19 protein-coding genes are annotated in these 17,747 nt (G+C 44.8%); 15 read left to right on the forward strand and 4 right to left on the reverse strand.

The window, feature by feature from the left end; all coding sequences use genetic code 11:
• Window positions 1-67: 67 nt before the first annotated feature.
• From ACXAFV_RS10900 to pdaA, 8 genes are all read left to right on the forward strand, one after another.
• A complete protein-coding gene (locus tag ACXAFV_RS10900) occupies window positions 68-250 on the forward strand; it encodes an SE1561 family protein (protein WP_032085683.1) in 183 nt (60 codons plus the stop codon).
• 322 nt (window positions 251-572) lie between these two features.
• Window positions 573-1,019 (forward strand): GNAT family N-acetyltransferase, encoded by a 447-nt coding sequence (locus ACXAFV_RS10905; protein WP_475126450.1) that lies wholly within the window; start codon window positions 573-575, stop codon window positions 1,017-1,019.
• Window positions 1,020-1,116: 97 nt separating this feature from the next.
• On the forward strand, window positions 1,117-2,670 hold the full coding sequence (locus tag ACXAFV_RS10910; RefSeq protein WP_475126922.1) for a fumarate hydratase: 1,554 nt from the start codon (window positions 1,117-1,119) through the stop codon (window positions 2,668-2,670).
• Window positions 2,671-2,824: 154 nt separating this feature from the next.
• The gene (locus ACXAFV_RS10915) at window positions 2,825-3,262 is read left to right on the forward strand and encodes an NUDIX hydrolase (RefSeq protein WP_475126451.1); all 438 of its coding nucleotides are present in this window, start codon (window positions 2,825-2,827) and stop codon (window positions 3,260-3,262) included.
• A gap of 43 nt (window positions 3,263-3,305) precedes the next feature.
• Window positions 3,306-3,488, forward strand: coding sequence for a hypothetical protein (locus ACXAFV_RS10920; RefSeq protein ID WP_475126452.1), 183 nt, complete (start codon window positions 3,306-3,308; stop codon window positions 3,486-3,488).
• A 24-nt stretch (window positions 3,489-3,512) separates the two neighbouring features.
• The gene (locus tag ACXAFV_RS10925; RefSeq protein WP_475126454.1) at window positions 3,513-3,890 is read left to right on the forward strand and encodes a DUF4181 domain-containing protein; all 378 of its coding nucleotides are present in this window, start codon (window positions 3,513-3,515) and stop codon (window positions 3,888-3,890) included.
• Window positions 3,891-4,043: 153 nt separating this feature from the next.
• Window positions 4,044-4,604: a DUF4825 domain-containing protein gene (locus ACXAFV_RS10930; protein ID WP_475126455.1), complete on the forward strand. Its 561-nt coding sequence runs from the start codon at window positions 4,044-4,046 to the stop codon at window positions 4,602-4,604.
• A 262-nt stretch (window positions 4,605-4,866) separates the two neighbouring features.
• The gene (pdaA, locus tag ACXAFV_RS10935) at window positions 4,867-5,640 is read left to right on the forward strand and encodes a delta-lactam-biosynthetic de-N-acetylase (protein ID WP_475126457.1); all 774 of its coding nucleotides are present in this window, start codon (window positions 4,867-4,869) and stop codon (window positions 5,638-5,640) included.
• 68 nt (window positions 5,641-5,708) lie between these two features.
• Here pdaA and ACXAFV_RS10940 read toward each other — a convergent pair whose 3' ends face one another.
• Entirely contained in the window at window positions 5,709-6,152 is a 444-nt protein-coding gene (locus tag ACXAFV_RS10940; RefSeq protein WP_475126458.1) for a DUF4362 domain-containing protein, read from the reverse strand.
• Between the two features lie 116 nt (window positions 6,153-6,268).
• On the opposite strand from ACXAFV_RS10940, the gene ACXAFV_RS10945 reads away from it, so the two are divergent.
• From ACXAFV_RS10945 to ACXAFV_RS10970, 6 genes are all read left to right on the forward strand, one after another.
• Entirely contained in the window at window positions 6,269-7,138 is an 870-nt protein-coding gene (locus ACXAFV_RS10945; protein WP_475126459.1) for a DNA-3-methyladenine glycosylase family protein, read from the forward strand.
• Between the two features lie 15 nt (window positions 7,139-7,153).
• Window positions 7,154-8,560 (forward strand): 23S rRNA (uracil(1939)-C(5))-methyltransferase RlmD, encoded by a 1,407-nt coding sequence (rlmD, locus tag ACXAFV_RS10950; RefSeq protein WP_475126460.1) that lies wholly within the window; start codon window positions 7,154-7,156, stop codon window positions 8,558-8,560.
• 135 nt (window positions 8,561-8,695) lie between these two features.
• Window positions 8,696-9,235 carry a sigma-70 family RNA polymerase sigma factor gene (locus ACXAFV_RS10955; RefSeq protein WP_475126461.1) on the forward strand — a complete coding sequence of 180 codons (540 nt, stop codon included), beginning with the start codon at window positions 8,696-8,698 and terminating at the stop codon, window positions 9,233-9,235.
• Window positions 9,228-10,643: a DUF4179 domain-containing protein gene (locus ACXAFV_RS10960; protein ID WP_475126462.1), complete on the forward strand. Its 1,416-nt coding sequence runs from the start codon at window positions 9,228-9,230 to the stop codon at window positions 10,641-10,643. The genes ACXAFV_RS10955 and ACXAFV_RS10960 overlap by 8 nt, the downstream gene beginning before the upstream one ends.
• A gap of 349 nt (window positions 10,644-10,992) precedes the next feature.
• Window positions 10,993-11,958 (forward strand): quinone oxidoreductase family protein, encoded by a 966-nt coding sequence (locus ACXAFV_RS10965; RefSeq protein WP_475126464.1) that lies wholly within the window; start codon window positions 10,993-10,995, stop codon window positions 11,956-11,958.
• A gap of 33 nt (window positions 11,959-11,991) precedes the next feature.
• Complete coding sequence (locus ACXAFV_RS10970) at window positions 11,992-12,651, forward strand: YdbC family protein (protein WP_475126465.1); 660 nt, start codon at window positions 11,992-11,994, stop codon at window positions 12,649-12,651.
• A gap of 38 nt (window positions 12,652-12,689) precedes the next feature.
• Here ACXAFV_RS10970 and ACXAFV_RS10975 read toward each other — a convergent pair whose 3' ends face one another.
• Together ACXAFV_RS10975 and ACXAFV_RS10980 are read right to left on the reverse strand one after the other, a co-directional pair.
• Window positions 12,690-14,057 (reverse strand): YjiH family protein, encoded by a 1,368-nt coding sequence (locus ACXAFV_RS10975; RefSeq protein WP_475126466.1) that lies wholly within the window; start codon window positions 14,055-14,057, stop codon window positions 12,690-12,692.
• 15 nt (window positions 14,058-14,072) lie between these two features.
• Window positions 14,073-15,401 (reverse strand): aspartate aminotransferase family protein, encoded by a 1,329-nt coding sequence (locus ACXAFV_RS10980; protein ID WP_475126467.1) that lies wholly within the window; start codon window positions 15,399-15,401, stop codon window positions 14,073-14,075.
• Window positions 15,402-15,721: 320 nt separating this feature from the next.
• Here ACXAFV_RS10980 and ACXAFV_RS10985 point away from each other — a divergent pair, with 320 nt between their 5' ends.
• On the forward strand, window positions 15,722-16,621 hold the full coding sequence (locus ACXAFV_RS10985; protein WP_475126468.1) for a LysR family transcriptional regulator: 900 nt from the start codon (window positions 15,722-15,724) through the stop codon (window positions 16,619-16,621).
• A 394-nt stretch (window positions 16,622-17,015) separates the two neighbouring features.
• Here ACXAFV_RS10985 and ACXAFV_RS10990 read toward each other — a convergent pair whose 3' ends face one another.
• Window positions 17,016-17,570, reverse strand: a complete 555-nt coding sequence (locus tag ACXAFV_RS10990) for a TetR/AcrR family transcriptional regulator (protein ID WP_475126470.1) — start codon at window positions 17,568-17,570, stop codon at window positions 17,016-17,018.
• Window positions 17,571-17,747: the final 177 nt, after the last annotated feature.

Genomic DNA, 17,747 nt, shown 5'->3' on the forward strand with positions numbered 1-17,747 from the left:
CTGAGTACCCCTTGTCAATCCGTAAGTTATTGGTTACCATAAGATAGGTATGAAAGGAGAGATTCCGTTGGGCAAAGCAGTGAACGATAAGAACTCGCAGGTTGATTACCTAAAACAGCGTTTGAATCTGTTTGTCGATGTGTTAGATTCCATCGACCCTGAGCAGGCTGATGTAGAAGATATCGATCGTTTGATTTCAATGATCGATGATATAGAGACGAAGTGCGAACAGTTTAAGAAGAGTGAATGAGAGTCCTGGTGAAGGGCTCTTTTTTTGTTTTGTTGGTTTTGAGAATTTGAGCCAGGCTCGGTTTGGGGTTATTGAGCCAGGCTCGGTTATGGTGGTGGTCGGTGCCTGGCACGTTTTCAGTGAATTGTGCCAGGAACAATCCATCCACCCTATGCCTGGAACAATCCAGGCGATTTGTTCCAGGCACCGCAACGTAAAAGGCATACCATCGATATTTCCCGGAAAATGATGAATCCTGTCGCAAAATACCCTGCAGCTTGAAGGATTTTCTCAGTTTTAGTCAAATTCTTAACAGTGGTTCATATAAAAGGGAGAGATTCATATGCAAATCCAAGCAATCAGGAGAGAGCAGTGCGCCGAAGCGAAGGAGGTCATCCTTGCAGGTTTCCTCGAGCGATTCGGTTTCATCGATCACAGCCTGAACCCAGATATCCAGGATATTTGGACTGAGTACATGCAGGGTGATGCTTTATTTTATGTCGGTATGGACGGAGATAAAATGATCGGTACGGGGGCGATCAGAAGAGAGTCGGAAGCTACATTTCAGGTTGTGAGGATGTCGATGTTGAAACCTTATCGAAAGCACGGTCTCGGACGTCAGATGCTGGTCCATTTGGAAAATGAGGCACAGGCCCTCGGGGCACGCAGGCTCATTCTTGAAACGAATAAGCACTGGGCGGATGCCATCCATTTTTACAAGAAGAATGGGTATTCAGTCACTCATGAGGATGAGGTGTCCTGTTATTTCCAAAAGGAATTTCCTTTGTGAAATCCCTTTCAATCGGAATCTTATAGGAGTATAATGATGGGTGAAAATCATGAATCGTTTGATCAATTCGATTGTTAGAGGGGAAAGGGGAAGAACGATGAATAAAGAGACATTGCAGCAAAGTATGTATGACTTGATTGTGGAGACATCTACGAATTTACCAAAGGATGTGCGCCGGGCGATTCGTTCTGCAAAAGAGCGTGAGAACGCGGGGACGAGAGCGGCGATGAGTCTTGATACGATTTCGAACAACGTGAAAATGGCGGATGACAATGTATCTCCGATTTGTCAGGATACGGGTCTTCCTACATTTAAAATAAAAACTCCTGTCGGTGTGAATCAGCTGGAGATCAAAGAAGCGATCTATGCGGCGATGGTTCAGGCGACGAAGGACGGTAAGCTGCGTCCGAACTCTGTAGACTCCTTGACTGGGGCGAACTCAGGTGACAATCTCGGTTTAGGTACGCCTGTCATCAAGTTCGAGCAGTGGGAAAAAGAGTATGTAGACGCTCGTCTGATTTTGAAAGGCGGGGGCTGTGAAAATAAGAACATCCAGTACAGCCTTCCTTGTGAGCTTGAAGGGCTTGGCCGTGCCGGCCGCGACCTTGACGGGATCCGCAAGTGCGTGATGCATTCCGTGTACCAGGCACAGGGGCAGGGATGTAGCGCAGGTTTCATCGGAGTCGGTATCGGGGGAGACCGCTCTTCAGGGTACGACTTGGCGAAGGAACAGCTTTTCCGTTCCGTGGACGATGTGAATCCGAATGAAGATCTTCGTAAATTAGAAGAATATGTGATGGATAATGCGAACGAGCTTGGCATCGGTACAATGGGCTTCGGCGGGGAAACGACGCTCCTTGGCTGTAAGGTCGGCGTGATGAACCGCATCCCGGCTAGTTTCTTCGTATCGGTTGCGTATAACTGCTGGGCATTCAGACGCCTTGGTGTGAAGCTTGCTGCAGATGGAGGCATCGACGAGTGGTTCTATCAGGAAGGTGACAAGATCGATTTGACACAAGGTTCCGAGGCTGAACTTGAAACTGCAGCTGCCGATTCCGGTGAAAAGCCTAATGTGGTGACGCTTCAAGCACCGATCACGGAAGATCAGATCCGCGAGTTGAAAGTGGGAGACGTCGTTCAAATCAACGGCCGCATGTACACTGGCCGCGACGCGATCCACAAGCATTTGAGTGATAATGATGCACCGGTGGATTTAAATGGGCAGGTCATCTATCACTGCGGTCCGGTCATGCTGAAGGACGACGAAGGCAACTGGCACGTGAAAGCGGCAGGTCCTACGACGTCAATTCGTGAGGAGCCTTATCAAGGCGACATCATGAAGCGCTTCGGTATCCGCGCGGTCATCGGTAAAGGCGGAATGGGTCCTAAGACGCTTGCTGCACTGAAGGAGCACGGCGGTGTTTACTTGAATGCGATCGGCGGAGCGGCTCAGTATTATGCTGACTGCATCAAAGGTGTAGACGGTGTTGATTTGATGCAGTTTGGTATTCCTGAAGCAATGTGGCACTTGAATGTTGAAGGGTTTACTGCGGTCGTGACGATGGATTCTCATGGCAATTCCCTTCATGAAGAAGTGGATAAGTCATCATTGGAGAAGTTGGCACAGTTCAAGGAGCCGGTTTTTAAATAATTCAATAGCCATCTGTAAAGAGTGGTATCCAGGAAACGTCTCGTTTGTATGCACGAGGCGTTTTTTTATATGAATTTTCGGACAATTACTTTTGGTTGTATGGTAAAATAAGGGTGTTAGGTTTTCTAATACATATAGGATGGGGAATGTCGAAATGGGTTTAAATAAAAATACGAAACAAACATATACACCGCCAAAACACATTGTCTCTGCTGCCACGATTGTCATCAATGATCAAGGGGAGATGCTGTTGATTAAGGGGCCACGAATGGGATGGGAAATGCCCGGCGGACAAGTGGAAGAAGGAGAATCGCTGAAGGAGGCGGCAATCAGGGAGACCATTGAGGAATCCGGAATAGAAGTTGAAATCACTAAGTTCTGCGGTATTTTTCAAAATGTGAAACAGTCAATCTGTAACACGCTATTTTTGGCCAAACCGGTCGGCGGGACGTTGACCACTTCTGATGAGAGCCTGGAGGTTGGATATTTTCCTATTGAGCAAGCACTGGAAATGGTGACTTTTCCGAATTTCAGGGAGAGGATCAGATACTGTCTTGATGAAGGGACTCATCCGTTTTATGTAGAGTTTTAAGGGTCGCCGGGTTGTCATAGGATATGAAAAGGAGGCGATGGCCATGTGGTGGTTCTGGATCATGATCGCAGGGGTTTTGATATTTGCTTATTTCATCGATGTACGCAGGAAGAAAAGGAATAACGATAATCACCTGCCTGGGATCAATCCAGGTGCGAAGCCTGGGGAGGATCAGAATTATTCGATGGGGAGTCACAGGGATTCAGGCGGCAGCTCTGGACAGTGACTTTGAGTGGAGAAGGTGAACCATATGTTCGTTGATTACATTTTTATCATGCTGCTGGCAGCTTTTGTGGTGATTGCAGCTCTGGGCTTTTTAGCTGACCGCTGGCTGAGGAAAAAGCTGAAGATCCCCAAGAGGGAAGGGATATTGTATAAACCGGTGCACCCTGTTCAAGGTTGGATCGAAGCTTTCATCGTAATCGGGTCAATCATCATTTTATTTAATATCGAGTTTAAAAGCATTGGACCTGGGGTGCTGATGCCGTTTATTTTTTTCCTGTTGTTCAGCTTTAGAGCTTTTATGGAGTGGAAATTTGATCGGGAGAGAAGAGAGTATATTTTAACCGCTCTTTCTGTTTTGTTCCTGATTATAGTAATGCCTGTAATGATGTTTATTTATTTTTGATAGCGAAGGTCAGAACGCAGCGGGTTTTTCATCCGCTGCGTTTTTTAAAGGTGGGAGTGGTATAAATACCCCAGCAATCATGGAACGATAAGACCAAAGGAACTTTCCAAAAAACGCCATATCCATTATACTACGGGGGAGTGGAGGGATTGTATGAAACGGATTAAATCAATCATCATGATGATGGCCGCGGCGGCACTGGTAATGGCTGGATGCGGTGAACCTGCCAACAAGGTGAAGATCAAGACCATCGACAATGTAAATATAGAGAAATTGCAGGAAAAGACCGGTACATATGTCGGGGACAATACTGCAGTGTACAGCATCGTTCAAGATCTTGCCGGTGGTGAAACCGTGAAGGAGCTTGATTTGTCCCGTGAGTGGATCAAGGTTACATACGGATTTGAAGAGGGTTCCGAGATTTCTGAGGAACAATTGAACGAATACTGGTTCAATGGAAAAAATGTTGATAAACAGAACTTTTATTATAATGCTATTTATCTTGCGCTATTAGTGCCGAATGCAAAAGGGTTTGAGTTCACGATCGACGGAACCACTGTGGCTGTCACGAGACAGCAGGTGGAGAAGGAACTAAAAGAGGAATTCAAGGATTATCCTGATGTGAATGATGAGGAAGCGGTGAAGAAGTTCATTGAGAAGAATAAATCGAAGCTGAAGGAATTGGCGTCTGAGGAGTATCAGGCGTTTCAGTAGATGATGTGAAACAGACTGGTAGATCACAGTAAATAGCTTCTGAAATCATATGAAGATTTGAAGGGAGTTCGACACATCGAGCATAAAATCCTGATTTCGAGCAAAAAACAATTTATATCGAGCATATATTCAGGATTTCGAGCAAAAGATGGGAATTTCGCACGTGTCCCGCGCGCGCTGATTAAAATTTGGATACTTTTAGTAAGCATGAAACCATCAACTTCTCAAAAACTAAAGAAAACGAAGGAGAAGGAAGGTTATTATGGCCAAGTTACTGAAGATCCTATTGATTGCGTCCTTGTTTGTGTTGATCCTGCCGGCTAATGCGAAAGCCGTGTCCAATAATCCGATCGGCTGGGGATTCAAGAAGAGCCGCAATGAAGTGCCTGCTGAAGCGGGATCTGCCCACGACGCACTTCTTGAGAAATACGGGGCGTTTTATAAAGGTTCCACTGATAAAAAAGATATCTACCTCACATTTGATAACGGCTACGAAAATGGTTTCACAGAAAAGGTACTTGATGTCCTTAAAAAAGAAAAAGTCCCGGCGACGTTCTTCGTCACAGGGCACTATCTTCTCAGCGCTGAGGATCTCGTGAAAAGAATGGTGAAAGAAGGGCATATTGTCGGGAACCATTCCTGGCATCACCCTGATTTCACAGCCACGACCGACCAGCGGGTGCGGGAGGAACTTGAAAAGGTCAAAGTGAAAACAGCCGAACTGACAGGGCAAAAAGAAATGAAGTACCTCCGCCCTCCAAGAGGCGTATTCAGCGAGCGTACCCTCCAAATCGCCCAGCAGGAAGGATACCGCCACGTCTTCTGGTCACTCGCATTCGTCGACTGGAAAACAAACCAACAGCGTGGTTGGAAATACTCATACGACAACATCATGGCGCAAATCCATCCGGGAGCCATCATCCTGCTGCATACGGTCTCTAAAGACAATGCAGATGCTTTGGAAAAAGCAATCCAAGACCTGAAAAAACGCGGATACACATTCAAAAGCCTCGATGAACATCCAGCAATGAAATAGGAGGGACGGGCCTTTAGTTGACTAAAGGCCCGTCCCTCGGTGCGTTAATGGATTAAAGTATGTTTATTTTAGTACCAGAGTATAATTTCTTCAGGACGCTCATTATTGCAATCTGTAAGTTTGTACACATGGTCAGCCATATTACTATTTGTGGTGTATTCGATACCATTACAGGTCAAATTTTGAACGCTTCCTTTCCCGAACTTATCTCTCCTCGTATCGGTTCTGGATTTGAAAGATGTTCCATCAAAATTAATGTCCTGCAGAATGGGGTCACCTTCTTCTGTATAATAAACAACTCGAATATTGTCTTTCTTTCCATTCTGCGCATGTTCATAAAATGATTCGAATCGTTCAAGATTTTCTACATTCCCATGTGTATTCACAATATCCGTTTCTTTCGGTTCATAGTCCTCGACTGCTCTCCCCACTTCCACCTCAACTTGATCTCCCGGTTCATCACAACCGCCAGCCAGCATCAGCAGCAATAAGGCTGCCATCCACTTTTTCAAATCCATCAGCCCCTTTTACCTGATTCTACCATAATAGACGTGCAGCAACATTGAAGTGTTACACCCGCCATATGCTATAATACACATACGAGTTTTGACGCGAAGGGATGAGGACGATGGTAACGAGGAATGTTAGGATTGAAGGGCCGTATGATTTCGACAGGGTGCTGGAGAGGCTGTCGCTGGATCCGTTGAATGCAGTCGACAAGGAAGACCGCAGCGTGAAGGTTCCATATTATCTCCCACATGGAGAAGGAGAGGTCATCAAAGTACAGGCCACTGGCACTACGGACGATCCCGAGTTCACGATGACGTTTGAAAACGAAGATAATCTTGAACAGAAGCACAACCGGATCGCAGAGATTTTTCAGTGGCATATCGGTCTTCATGACGTGCACGATCACTTCCTGCAAACGGAGCTGAAGCCGATCTTCGAAGAGCATATCGGCACGCCGATCATCCTGGAATTCGATCCGTTTGCCACGATTGTGAAAAGCATTATCCATCAGCAGCTCAACCTGAAGTTCGCATTCACGCTGACCCATCGGTTTGTCACGACATATGGCTGGCAAAAGGACGGCGCCTGGTTTTATCCGTCGCCTGAAAAAGTCGCAGGACTGACAGTTGAGGAATTACGGGAGCTTCAATTTTCACAAAGAAAGGCGGAGTACGTCATCGGACTCGGACAGAAGGTTGCAAGCGGTGAGCTGAACCTGGACGCCCTTGCTCACGAAACGGACGAAGCCATCATCAAAGAGCTGACAAAAATCCGCGGCATCGGTCCATGGACGGCACAGAGCTATCTGCTATTTGGACTCGGCCGCCCGAACCTGTTCCCGACAGCGGACATCGGCATTCAGAACGCCATCAAAATCTTATTTAACATGGACCGGAAGCCCACCCAGGAAGAGCTTGAAAAATTCAGCTCGCAGTGGCATCCTTATTTAAGCTATGCATCCCTGTATTTATGGAGAAGTATCGAATAGAACGGACGTGAACCAATGAAAAAGCAATACCAGAAAAACCGCAGTGCTAATAAAAATGAAGTGAAAATAGAGCTGAAACAGCAGTTTCCTCTTACGATAAAAAAGATAGGAATCAACGGTGAGGGCATCGGTTTCTTTAAACGGAAAATTGTCTTCGTGCCCGGTGCGTTGACTGGCGAAGAAGTCGTCGTCGAAGTCACCAAGGTGCACCCGAAATTCACCGAAGCACGCATCAAGAAGATCCGCAAGAAGTCACCTCAGCGTACAAAGGCACCTTGCCTCGTCTACGAAGAATGTGGAGGCTGCCAGCTTCAGCACCTTACATACGAAGGTCAGCTAGAAGCAAAGCGTGATATCGTCCTGCAGTCACTTGAACGTCATACGAAATTGAATCTGAAAGAACTTGATGTCCGACCGACAATTGGCATGGAGAACCCTTGGCATTACCGAAACAAGAGCCAATTCCAAGTGGAATCCCATAAAGGAAAAGCATTCGCAGGCCTCTACAGCATGAACTCCAACAAGCTGATCAACATCGATGAATGCATCGTGCAGCACTCGGCAACGAACAAAGTCACAACCGAAATCAAGCGGATCATCAACGATTTCAACATCCCGGTTTTTGATGAGAAAAAGAAGAAGCCGATCCTGAGAACGATCGTGACACGTGTCGGTTTCGAAACGGGACAGGTTCAAGTGGTACTTGTTACGACAGAGAAAAAGATTCCGCGCAAGGATTTACTGATTTCAGAGATTGAAAAACGTCTTCCAGAAGTCGTTTCAATCGCACAGAACATCAATCCGAAGAAAACGGGAATCATTTTTGGTGACGAAACCATTCATCTTTCCGGAAAAGAAAGCATCGAAGAACGCCTCGATGAGTTCACTTATGAGCTTTCTGCACGGGCATTCTTCCAGCTGAACCCGATTCAGACTTCGAAGCTTTATAACGAAGCGAAGAAAGCAGCGGGGCTGACGGGTGAAGAGAAGGTAGTCGATGCATATTGCGGTGTCGGTACCATCGGGCTTTGGCTTGCAGATGGAGCGAAAGAAATCCGTGGAATGGACGTCGTTAAAGAAGGAGTCGATGACGCCAAGAAAAACGCAAAGCGATTCGGAGTCGATCATGCCGAGTACTTCGTCGGCAGTGCAGAAGAACTCATGCCGATGTGGAAGAAGGAAGGCTGGAGACCTGATGTGGTCGTTGTCGATCCGCCGAGAACAGGCTGTGATCAGAAGTTCCTTGATACGATCAAGGAAGTGAAGCCGAAGAAGTTTGTGTATGTGAGCTGTAATCCTTCTACTTTGGCGAAGGATATTGAGTATTTGAAGAAGCAGTATACGGTTGAGTATTTGCAGCCGGTGGATATGTTTCCGCAGACGGCGCATGTGGAGTGCGTGGCGAAACTGGTTTTAAAATAAGCAGAAACCTATTACGGTTTCTGTTTTTTTTTGGACTCTTCATTTAATTTGCATATTATTTTTTTGTAGAAATCCATAACTTTTGAAACTTTTCTTCATTGTAGTTGCCACTAATTAGTAAAGGAGGTTAAATAGATGAAAGCAGAGAGCCATCGGCTAGTTAAAAAAGCAATCAAAGGTAATAAGGTTGCGTTTGAAAAGTTAGCTCAAGAGCATTATGAGAGAATCTATCGAACGGCATATCTCTATGTACATAATGAAGAAGATGCGTTGGATGTTGTCCAGGAGGCAACATACCAGGCCTATACATCCATACATTCGTTGAAACATCCAGAGTATTTTATGACCTGGCTTACAAGGATTGTCATTCGATGTTCTAGCCAAGTACTTAAGAGGAAAAGCAATATTGTTCCCTTGAATGATGAAATATTGTCAAACCTGCCGGGTCAATCAAATCCAAACATTGAAGAATCCTTGCAACTCCTAACTGCCATTCAGCAGTTGAGAGAAAATTACCGTACTGTCATTATTCTATTTTACTATTATGATTACTCAATAAAAGCGATAAGCAGTGTTATGGAAATACCAGAAAACACAGTAAAGACGTATTTAAGCAGAGGGAAAATAGAACTAAAAAAGTACTTTAAAAGTGAGGAGGATAAATGCCATGGATAAAAAGGAATTCAATACAGCAATCGAACAAATACCTGTACCAAAAGAAAAAGTTTTTAGTGCCATCTCCAAAGGTATAAATAAGGATATGAAAGGTGGTCACAAAAAGAAAAAGAAGCTTCTTGCCGGTGTTGCGGCTGGAGCTGCTCTACTTGGGATCACTGTTGTCTCAGGGTTTGTTAATCCTGCAATGAATAACGTATTGGCTAATACCCCTTTGATAGGAGGGATTTTTCAAGAGTTCAATGATTCCATGGGAGTGGAATTAGCCAATCAGAATGCAGTCACAGAACTTAATAAATCAATGACGAAAAATCAGATAACTGTAAAACTGACCAGTGCCTATTTTGATGGCAATGTGGTATCAATAACAGGATTTGTAGATGAAGGTGTAGAAAACGGCAAGAACGAAACTGGGGAAGTAAGCTTTGATGTGAATTTTGAACACTATGAAGGGGATCACGATCCCTGGTTAAATGGAATGTCAAAAGACATTAAAAAAGTGAAAAATGGATATAACTTTCAATGGAAAATGAAATATCCCTACAAATCATTTAAAGAAAGCTCTACCCTTCCTATAATGATTCATAATATCAACGGGATAAAAGGGGAATGGAATTTTAATATTCCCATTCTGCAAGAAGAAAACAGTACCCTTGCAATTGATCATGAGCAGAGATACCGGGAAGATGAGGTCGCCATTTTTACAAAAGAAATTCTTTCTGCCAAGGCATCCTCTTCGCTTATCTATGAGACAGTGCAGAAATACAAGGGTGATGATATTCGTCTGACAAAAGCCATTGATGATAAAGGAAACGTATATAGATTTGGGAATGGAACATCACTTGAGAAATCTGAACAAGAAGATGGTTATCATACTACTACCCGAATAGAAATGAAAAAGTTAAAGCTGCCTGTAAAATCACTTACCTTTTATCCTCAGATGCATGTCGCAGATCCTAAAGTCGAACAACTACTGGACAAAAAATCGTTCACATTAGAAAGCGAGCGGCTTAAATTGGGACTGCAGGTAAACGACATAGTCCAAAAGGATAACAAGCTTATAGTCGATTATCAAATTAAGGGAATATCCGAGGGCTTAAGCAAGCATCAGCTTGAATTGATTGAAAATAATTTGCAATATGGATTCTTGCTGGTGGATAAAGAGTATATTGACAGTATCGATCCTGAAAATCCTGTACCACCTAAAAATCACAGCATCCGAATGAATGAAGTGAAAACTATCGATAAAAAGAAAGTGCACTTCCAATCTACATTTGACTTAAGCGGTGAAGAAAGAATAACAAACTATAAGCTAGAGAATACAGTTTTGCAATTTAATTTTTCAAAACTTGTCCCAGCTAAGGAATTAACACCTTTTACAATAGTAATGCCAGGGAATGACGAATAACTCACCAGGCAACTCTAGAGCTACTACATTGACTAGGAACTTTTAGAGAGTGTAGCATAATTGGCTTTAAAATAATTGTAAGGTGTCTGTCCCCAGAGTGTATTTTTATGCGTTGAGTGGCAGGCACCTTTTTTGATTGCATTGTAGTTACGGCACCATTTATTACGGTATTGACTGATTTGTTGTTCTAGGCCATATATTTTTCGGTTCAACTTCCAATCTATGAACTCAATAACTAAATTTAATGCTTCCCCATTCAATTTTCATATTATTCGGATTCGCCAATGTAAAGTAAAATGAGGAGTAGGTAATGGGAAAATGTGCTGGATGCATAGAGGGAGTGTAGATAATGAAGGCTGTCATTCAAAATGAATTTGGAAACGCCGGGGTACTGCATTTCACTGATGTCGAGATTCCAAAAATCAGTGAAAATGAAGTGCTGATAAAAACGGCATTTACGAGTGTGAATTATGCAGATATCAAGTCACGCAAAGGGGCTAAAGGTTCAGGGGATTTCCCGCTCATTCTTGGGTTGGATGCTGCCGGAACGATCGAAAAGGCAGGGAGCGATACCTCTTTTTCAGCGGGAGATCGGGTCATAGCCTTCCCGGCCGGTGGTTCATACGCAGAATATGTAAAGGCCAATGAAAAGTTGGTATTCAAAATCTCGGACAGCCTATTGTTTGAACAGGCTGCAGCGATGCCTACCGTATCTATCTTGTCATATATTCTCTACCATGAAATCGGCCAGGTGAAAAAGACCGATTCGATCGTCATTCATAGTGCGGCCGGTGGTGTGGGTTCGATGTTGATCCAATTAGCTAAACTGGCTGGCGTAGAATCAATTATCGCAACGGTTGGGAATCTGAATAAAGAAGTGTACGTGAAGAATTTAGGGGCGGATCTCGTTTACACGTATGATACATTCACAGAAGAAGTCCTGAAAAAAACCAATGGACAAGGAGCGAATGTCATTTTCGATTCAGTCGCGGGCGACGTCACTTCAAGGAGCATGGAGTGTTTAGCCTTATATGGCACCCTTGTTCAGTTCGGAAACAGCAGCGGGAAGGCGGGCAGCTTCAAAACGAGCGATGTCCATAGCTCCTGCAGGAATGTAAGAGGCTTCAGCTTGGGAACGACAAGGAAACATAGGCCTGAACTTTTAGCGCCTGTTGCTGATAAGGTGTTAGAATTATTTGTTTCTGAGGAAATCAGCCTGCCGATTGCACGAATTTTTGATTTAAGTGATGCGGCAAAAGCACATGAGTTGATTGAGAGCCGCCAGTATGAAGGGAAAGTGTTGTTAAAGATCTAAAAAGGATGTTTTCTGGGAGTCAGGGGTGGTTTTATGCTTATAAAAGTCATAACGTGTAAGGTGAAAAAAGAGTGCAGGCAAGCTTTTTATGAAGCGCAAAAAATATGGAGTGCAATTAGTCCGGTGAACGGTTTCCTGGGTCAAGTCGGCGGTTGGAGCATAAAGGATCCATTGACTGCCTATATATTTGCTTTCTGGGAAGATCAAGAGGCATATCAACATTTTATGGATCATGGTCATGATGACATTTTGATGGGCTCAAATCAGGGGAGTACGTATCAATCGATCGCTATTACTTTATATAAAGAGTACGTAAAGATTCCTGGTTCTGAAAAGAATATGATCCAGGCATTAGCAAAGGGTGAGTATGTACGTGCAGCCTTTTCTCAAGTGGAACCTGGGTGTGTGGATCGTTTTATTCAAATGCAGGAGACGGTTTGGAATCCAGGGATGGGGGAAGCGAAAGGGATGCTTGGTGGAATATTTGCTGTTTCTGAAAAAAAGGAGTCACATTTCTTAGTGCTTTCATGCTGGAAAGATGAGAGCTTTCATCGAGCGTATAGAGAAGAACTTTTTCCTGGATTAATCGCATCTGCTGAACCGCAAAATGATGTGGAGGAACTTGTTGGAGAAGAGATTAAGGTTGAAGAAGATTGGAGAGTTCTTCCTATGCAGAAAAGGGTGTCAAAGTAAAAACAAGCAGGAGTCCATTTCCTGCTTGTTTTTTAGCATCAAAATACGATGAAATGAGCAATCAGCACAATGACCGGCAGCGTTATGATCGTTCGTTGGATGAAGATGATAAAGAGATCCAGGAAGCTCAATGGGATGTTGGAACGCAGGATCAGGATCCCGATTTCAGACATGTAAACAAGTTGTGTTAAGGATAGGGCAGCCACGACAAAGCGTGTGAGTTCGCTTTCAATGCCGCTTCCAATGACAGGAGGCAGGAACATGTCGGCGAATCCGATGAGCATCGTTTTGGATGCTGCGGCTGCTTCCGGAAGCTGCATCCATTCCAGTACCGGTATGAACGGATACGAAATGATCTGGAACAAAGACGTGTATTCTGCGATGATCAAGGCAGCTGCTCCGAGGCTCATGACGAGCGGGATCAGGCCGAGCCAGATATCAAGTACGGTATGGACGCCATTCATAAGCAGTTTCTTTGGTGAAGGGGCATGCTGTGCTTTTTCAGCCGCTTTTTCCAGTCCCCACTTAAATTTCGACACGCCTTCAGGGATCGTTTCATCAATTTGCTGGCCGACGGGTTCATAATAAGTGTTCGGTTTTCTTGAAAGTGGCGGAATTCTTGGCATGATGACCGCTGCAACCACACAGGCGAGTGCGACCGTTAAGTAAAACGGTATGAAGAGATGACCAAGACCGACAATATTGGCCACAACCAGGCTGAACGCAACGGAGGCAATGGAGAACGTCGTGGCGATGACCGCTGCTTCTCTTTTTGTATAATATCCTTCGTCATATTGTTTCGTTGTGACGAGCACGCCGACGGTCCCGGCACCCATCCATGATGCCATGCAGTCGATGGAAGAGCGTCCCGGCAGGGTGAACATCGGCCTCATGAATTTATGGACGAGCGCACCGATGAATTCCATCAGGCCAAACTCGACTAATAGCGGCAGCAGGATCCCGGCAAACAGGAACCATGTGAGCAGCACCGGAGCTAAATCATAAAGGACGACTCCCCCTGTATTTCGGGACCAGATGAATTCAGGTCCGATTTCAAGAATGGTCATGAGACCAACGGCGAAGCCGAGGGTTCTTGCCGTGATCCCGATGACACCGATATCGAATAAGCCTTTTAAAAACTTGTTCGACAGGATAAAATTTGGTTTCAGTACTTTCGTGAAAATGGAGACGCTTGCGGATAAACCAAGGATGATGATGATGAGTGCAGGTATGAATTCACTGATCAGTCCGTTTAAAAGTGAAGCAAAGATGCCGACGCCGATGGTGACTTGCCCGTCAAATTTAATCGGTACGAGAAATAATAGGGCCCCGAGCAGGGAAGGAAGAATGAACTTCCAATATGCCCCCGTCATGACTTGTTCTTTTACTCTGACTTCCGTCTTCATTTGTGTTCCCCCTTTTTATATGGTTTGTTCCGCTTTTAGCGGCTCAAGCTTCCGCTCATACTCTGTCAACGCTTCATCAAGCATGGAGATGCCGGTGTCGAGATGTTCCTGGTCGATCGTGAGCGGCGGCATCATGCGGATGACTTCACCTTGGTTGCCGCTTAAGTAGAAGATGACGCCTTTTTCCAAACACTTTTCGAGGATGTTCATCAAGCCTTCACCATTCGGCTTTCCTGTGAATGGGTGGATGATTTCGATCCCCAGCATCAACCCGATGCCACGGACTTGTCCAATGGAAGGATGTTTGTCTTTCAGTTCAAGAAGCCGGGATAAAGCATAGTCGCCCATAAGCCTTGCATTTTCGATTAACCCTTCGTCCTGCATCACATCAATCGTGGCACACGCAGCTGCACAGGCGACAGGATTTCCGCCGAATGTTGTACTGTGGCTGCCGACGGTCCATTGTTCCATCAGCTCTCGAGAAGAAACGGTGGCACTGAGCGGTAATCCGCTCGCAATCCCTTTGGCGATCGCCATGATGTCTGGTGTCACGCCAAATCGGTTGGCGGCGAACCAGTCTCCGGTCCGGCCGAAGCCTGTCTGGACTTCATCAAAGATGAGCAGGATACCGTGGCGGTCACAGATTTCTCGGATTTTTTGAAGCCAGGCCCGAGGCGGGATGACATATCCGCCTTCACCGAGTACCGGTTCAAGAATGACGGCTGCGACTTCATCCGGTGCGACCTGGTGGTTGAATAATCGTTCGAAATCTTTCTCAACATGCTCAGACCAATACTCATCATGGTCTAGCCCATGGGGTGTTTCCGTCATTTGGGCATAGGGCAGTTGATAGGTCATGTTGGCCCCGACCGGCAAATGTCTGCGGTATTTGCTTTTCGAGGTGGTCAGGCTGAGAGCGCCCATCGTTCTTCCGTGAAACCCGCCAAGAAAGGAAACGACATACTGCCTTTTGGTCACATGTCTCGCTAACTTAACGGCTCCTTCAATCGCCTCAGCACCGCTGTTCCCGAAGAAAAAGCAATCCAGGGGCTCTGGTAAAAGCGCTTTCAATTTCTTAGCCAACTGAATGATCGACTCGTAATTGATGATCCCAATCGGACCATGAACCAAGTGGTCGACTTGATCTTTGATGGCGGCGATCACTTTCGGATGTCGGTGACCTGTGTTTTCCGTCGCGATGCCGGAGGTGAAATCGAGGTACTTTCGGCCATCGGCACCTATATAGAAATAACCGTCCGATTTTACGACAGGAAGGTTAGGGAAATCCTTGGCCATCGTAGGAGCCAGCAGCCCTTCTTCATTAATTGTTTTCCAATCTATCATACCATCAACCCCAATCTAGAAAATAATTAATGATTGAATTTTCCTACAATTCTTAAAAGTGGTCAAATCGCATCTATTAAAATTTTTAATAGTTAAAATAAGGAAGATTGGTATCGTAAGAGCCGTAAAAGGGAGGAAACGGTTGAAAACCTTGACCATTTGACAGAATCGGACGCTCAAGTGCTCCATCTTGTTGTATAGTAAGGGAAAGGGGTAAATAGAAGTATTTAAAAGATTTATAGATTTTTAGGCTATTTTTCATAAGGGGATTCCTTAAAGGGGCAATACCGAATAGATCTTATTGATAAGCGGTGATGGGGATGGAAATAAGAAAATTAAAGACGTTTCAAGTCGTGGCGGAAGAGTTGAATATGACAAAGGCAGCCAAGAGGCTTACCTATTCGCAGCCCACGATCACACTTCAGATACAATCTCTTGAAAAAGAACTGAATCATACCCTTTTCACGAGGGTAGGCAAGAAGACGATGTTGACGACGGCAGGGATCAAACTGAAAGGCCATGTGGATCAGTTAATTACATTGATGGACAAGATGGAAAAAGAGATGGAAGAATTGCGGGGGCCATCCGGTGTCCTCACGATTGCGGCGTCAGAATACTATTGTCAAAGGCATCTGGCAAAAGTGGTGAGGGAATATACCGATGTATACCCGGAAGTGAAGGTCAGCCTGCTCCCGCTGAACAGCATCCATGCCATTCAGAGTGTGAAAGATGAAGTGGCCGACATCGCAATCATTGCCAGTGAATGCGACGATATCCATATGAGAAAAACGTTTCTGGAAGAGGAACAGGCGTATGTAGTCGTATCGTCCGGGATTGGAGAACATCGAAGCTTCCAGGACATCCTGGGGGATTATGCCTTTATTTCGTATAATGAGGATTGCAGCTTCAGTACGATCATTGACCACTATTTCAAGAGAAGCGGTCAGCACCCTCGATCAACGATAACCGTCGGGGGGAGTGATGAGATGATCAAGCGGGCCGTCCTCAATGGAACGGGGTACGCAATCCTGGGGGAGAATGTGATCAAACAGGAGATAGTGAATGGATCCATCACCATCCTCGATCAAATATCCGAACCGATCATCACGTCAGCAATCAACTTGAAAGTCCGTTCAGAGGAACCGAATATCATGACGTTCTGTGAGTTTTTGCGGAACAGGTGGGACGCAGGGACAGGTTTGGTGTCCCGTCATTCATAAGGCTGTTTGTCCCGGAAAAGAAACTGACTATAATTGATTTGATAACTATAGGTTAAATTGAGCCAAGGGTTCTGATCCTTGGTTATTTTGTTGTGATTTCTTATCTTTACTGTACAAGTGCCTGGCTCATGGAGCTGGGTTTTGGTCGTGAAGGGCACAATTATTTAAATGAAAGGCACAATTAATTTGGCCAAGGGCACAATAAAAATATATAAGGCACAATTATTAAATGAAGGGCACAATTAGTCAAACATAAGGCACAATTAATCTCATCAAGGGGACAATCATCCGGCACTGCCCCCACCATTGCCGCTTGATCAGCGGATGGAGACCATTTTAAAGCCATAGTTCCCCATTGCGTACGTAATTCTCACGCTTTACGTTCAAAAAGCTTTCACCGCACCCCCGACAACCCCCGATTAATAAAATTATGCAAAATCCCCGCCATCTCCCCAGGCGTCTTTTCCATTCCATTCTCAATCCAATTTTTGATCACATGAATACTTCCACTCACTAAGAATATATTGATATATTCATACGTTTCCTGATCGATTTCGCTGTCGGTGATCCAATTTTTGAAGATGAATTCGTGGGTGATCCTCATCCCTTTTTTCAGAAAATACATATCGGTGTTTTCCCCCAGGAGGGTGTGGCAGATGCCGCTTTTTTCGGTGAGGTATTCGAATAATTTTTGGGTCATTTGCAGGGCTTCTTCTTCTTTTGAGAAGTTATATTGGCTCAGTGTTACGGTCAGGTCTTCGATAAATTCTTCTTCGATTGCTTCGAGCAGTTCGTATTGGTTTGAGTAATGGGCATAGAAGGTGGAGCGGTTGATGTCCGCCGTTTCGCAGATTTCTTTGATGGTGATGCTTGAGATCGATTTATCCTGCAGCAGTTTCAACAGGCTTTCTTTTAAAACCATTCGTGTATATTGTTTGCGTCTGTCCATTTTTGAGGTCACATTCCATGTTCCTTTCTTTCCATTTTTAGCCGCCCGGCAAGTTATCCAACATACTCAAATGAAGTGTTGTGTATAGAACATTCCCTACACAACTGTCCGTTGAATATCCAACACGGTGTTTATTATAATGATAAAGTGAAAATGTGATAGATACAAGTGAGGTTG

It is taken from the genome of Rossellomorea sp. ABR4_012 (genome assembly GCF_056159545.1).

Excerpts from the sequence above, each read along its gene's own strand:
- ACXAFV_RS10905 (WP_475126450.1), top strand. The coding sequence starts at position 573 with ATGCAAATCCAAGCAATCAGGAGAGAGCAGTGCGCCGAAGCGAAGGAG.
- ACXAFV_RS10910 (WP_475126922.1), top strand. The coding sequence starts at position 1,117 with ATGAATAAAGAGACATTGCAGCAAAGTATGTATGACTTGATTGTGGAG.
- ACXAFV_RS10915 (WP_475126451.1), top strand. The coding sequence starts at position 2,825 with ATGGGTTTAAATAAAAATACGAAACAAACATATACACCGCCAAAACAC.
- ACXAFV_RS10920 (WP_475126452.1), top strand. The coding sequence starts at position 3,306 with ATGTGGTGGTTCTGGATCATGATCGCAGGGGTTTTGATATTTGCTTAT.
- ACXAFV_RS10925 (WP_475126454.1), top strand. The coding sequence starts at position 3,513 with ATGTTCGTTGATTACATTTTTATCATGCTGCTGGCAGCTTTTGTGGTG.
- ACXAFV_RS10930 (WP_475126455.1), top strand. The coding sequence starts at position 4,044 with ATGAAACGGATTAAATCAATCATCATGATGATGGCCGCGGCGGCACTG.
- pdaA (WP_475126457.1), top strand. The coding sequence starts at position 4,867 with ATGGCCAAGTTACTGAAGATCCTATTGATTGCGTCCTTGTTTGTGTTG.
- ACXAFV_RS10945 (WP_475126459.1), top strand. The coding sequence starts at position 6,269 with ATGGTAACGAGGAATGTTAGGATTGAAGGGCCGTATGATTTCGACAGG.
- rlmD (WP_475126460.1), top strand. The coding sequence starts at position 7,154 with ATGAAAAAGCAATACCAGAAAAACCGCAGTGCTAATAAAAATGAAGTG.
- ACXAFV_RS10955 (WP_475126461.1), top strand. The coding sequence starts at position 8,696 with ATGAAAGCAGAGAGCCATCGGCTAGTTAAAAAAGCAATCAAAGGTAAT.
- ACXAFV_RS10960 (WP_475126462.1), top strand. The coding sequence starts at position 9,228 with ATGGATAAAAAGGAATTCAATACAGCAATCGAACAAATACCTGTACCA.
- ACXAFV_RS10965 (WP_475126464.1), top strand. The coding sequence starts at position 10,993 with ATGAAGGCTGTCATTCAAAATGAATTTGGAAACGCCGGGGTACTGCAT.
- ACXAFV_RS10970 (WP_475126465.1), top strand. The coding sequence starts at position 11,992 with ATGCTTATAAAAGTCATAACGTGTAAGGTGAAAAAAGAGTGCAGGCAA.
- ACXAFV_RS10975 (WP_475126466.1), bottom strand. The coding sequence starts at position 14,057 with ATGAAGACGGAAGTCAGAGTAAAAGAACAAGTCATGACGGGGGCATAT.
- ACXAFV_RS10980 (WP_475126467.1), bottom strand. The coding sequence starts at position 15,401 with ATGATAGATTGGAAAACAATTAATGAAGAAGGGCTGCTGGCTCCTACG.
- ACXAFV_RS10985 (WP_475126468.1), top strand. The coding sequence starts at position 15,722 with ATGGAAATAAGAAAATTAAAGACGTTTCAAGTCGTGGCGGAAGAGTTG.
- ACXAFV_RS10990 (WP_475126470.1), bottom strand. The coding sequence starts at position 17,570 with ATGGACAGACGCAAACAATATACACGAATGGTTTTAAAAGAAAGCCTG.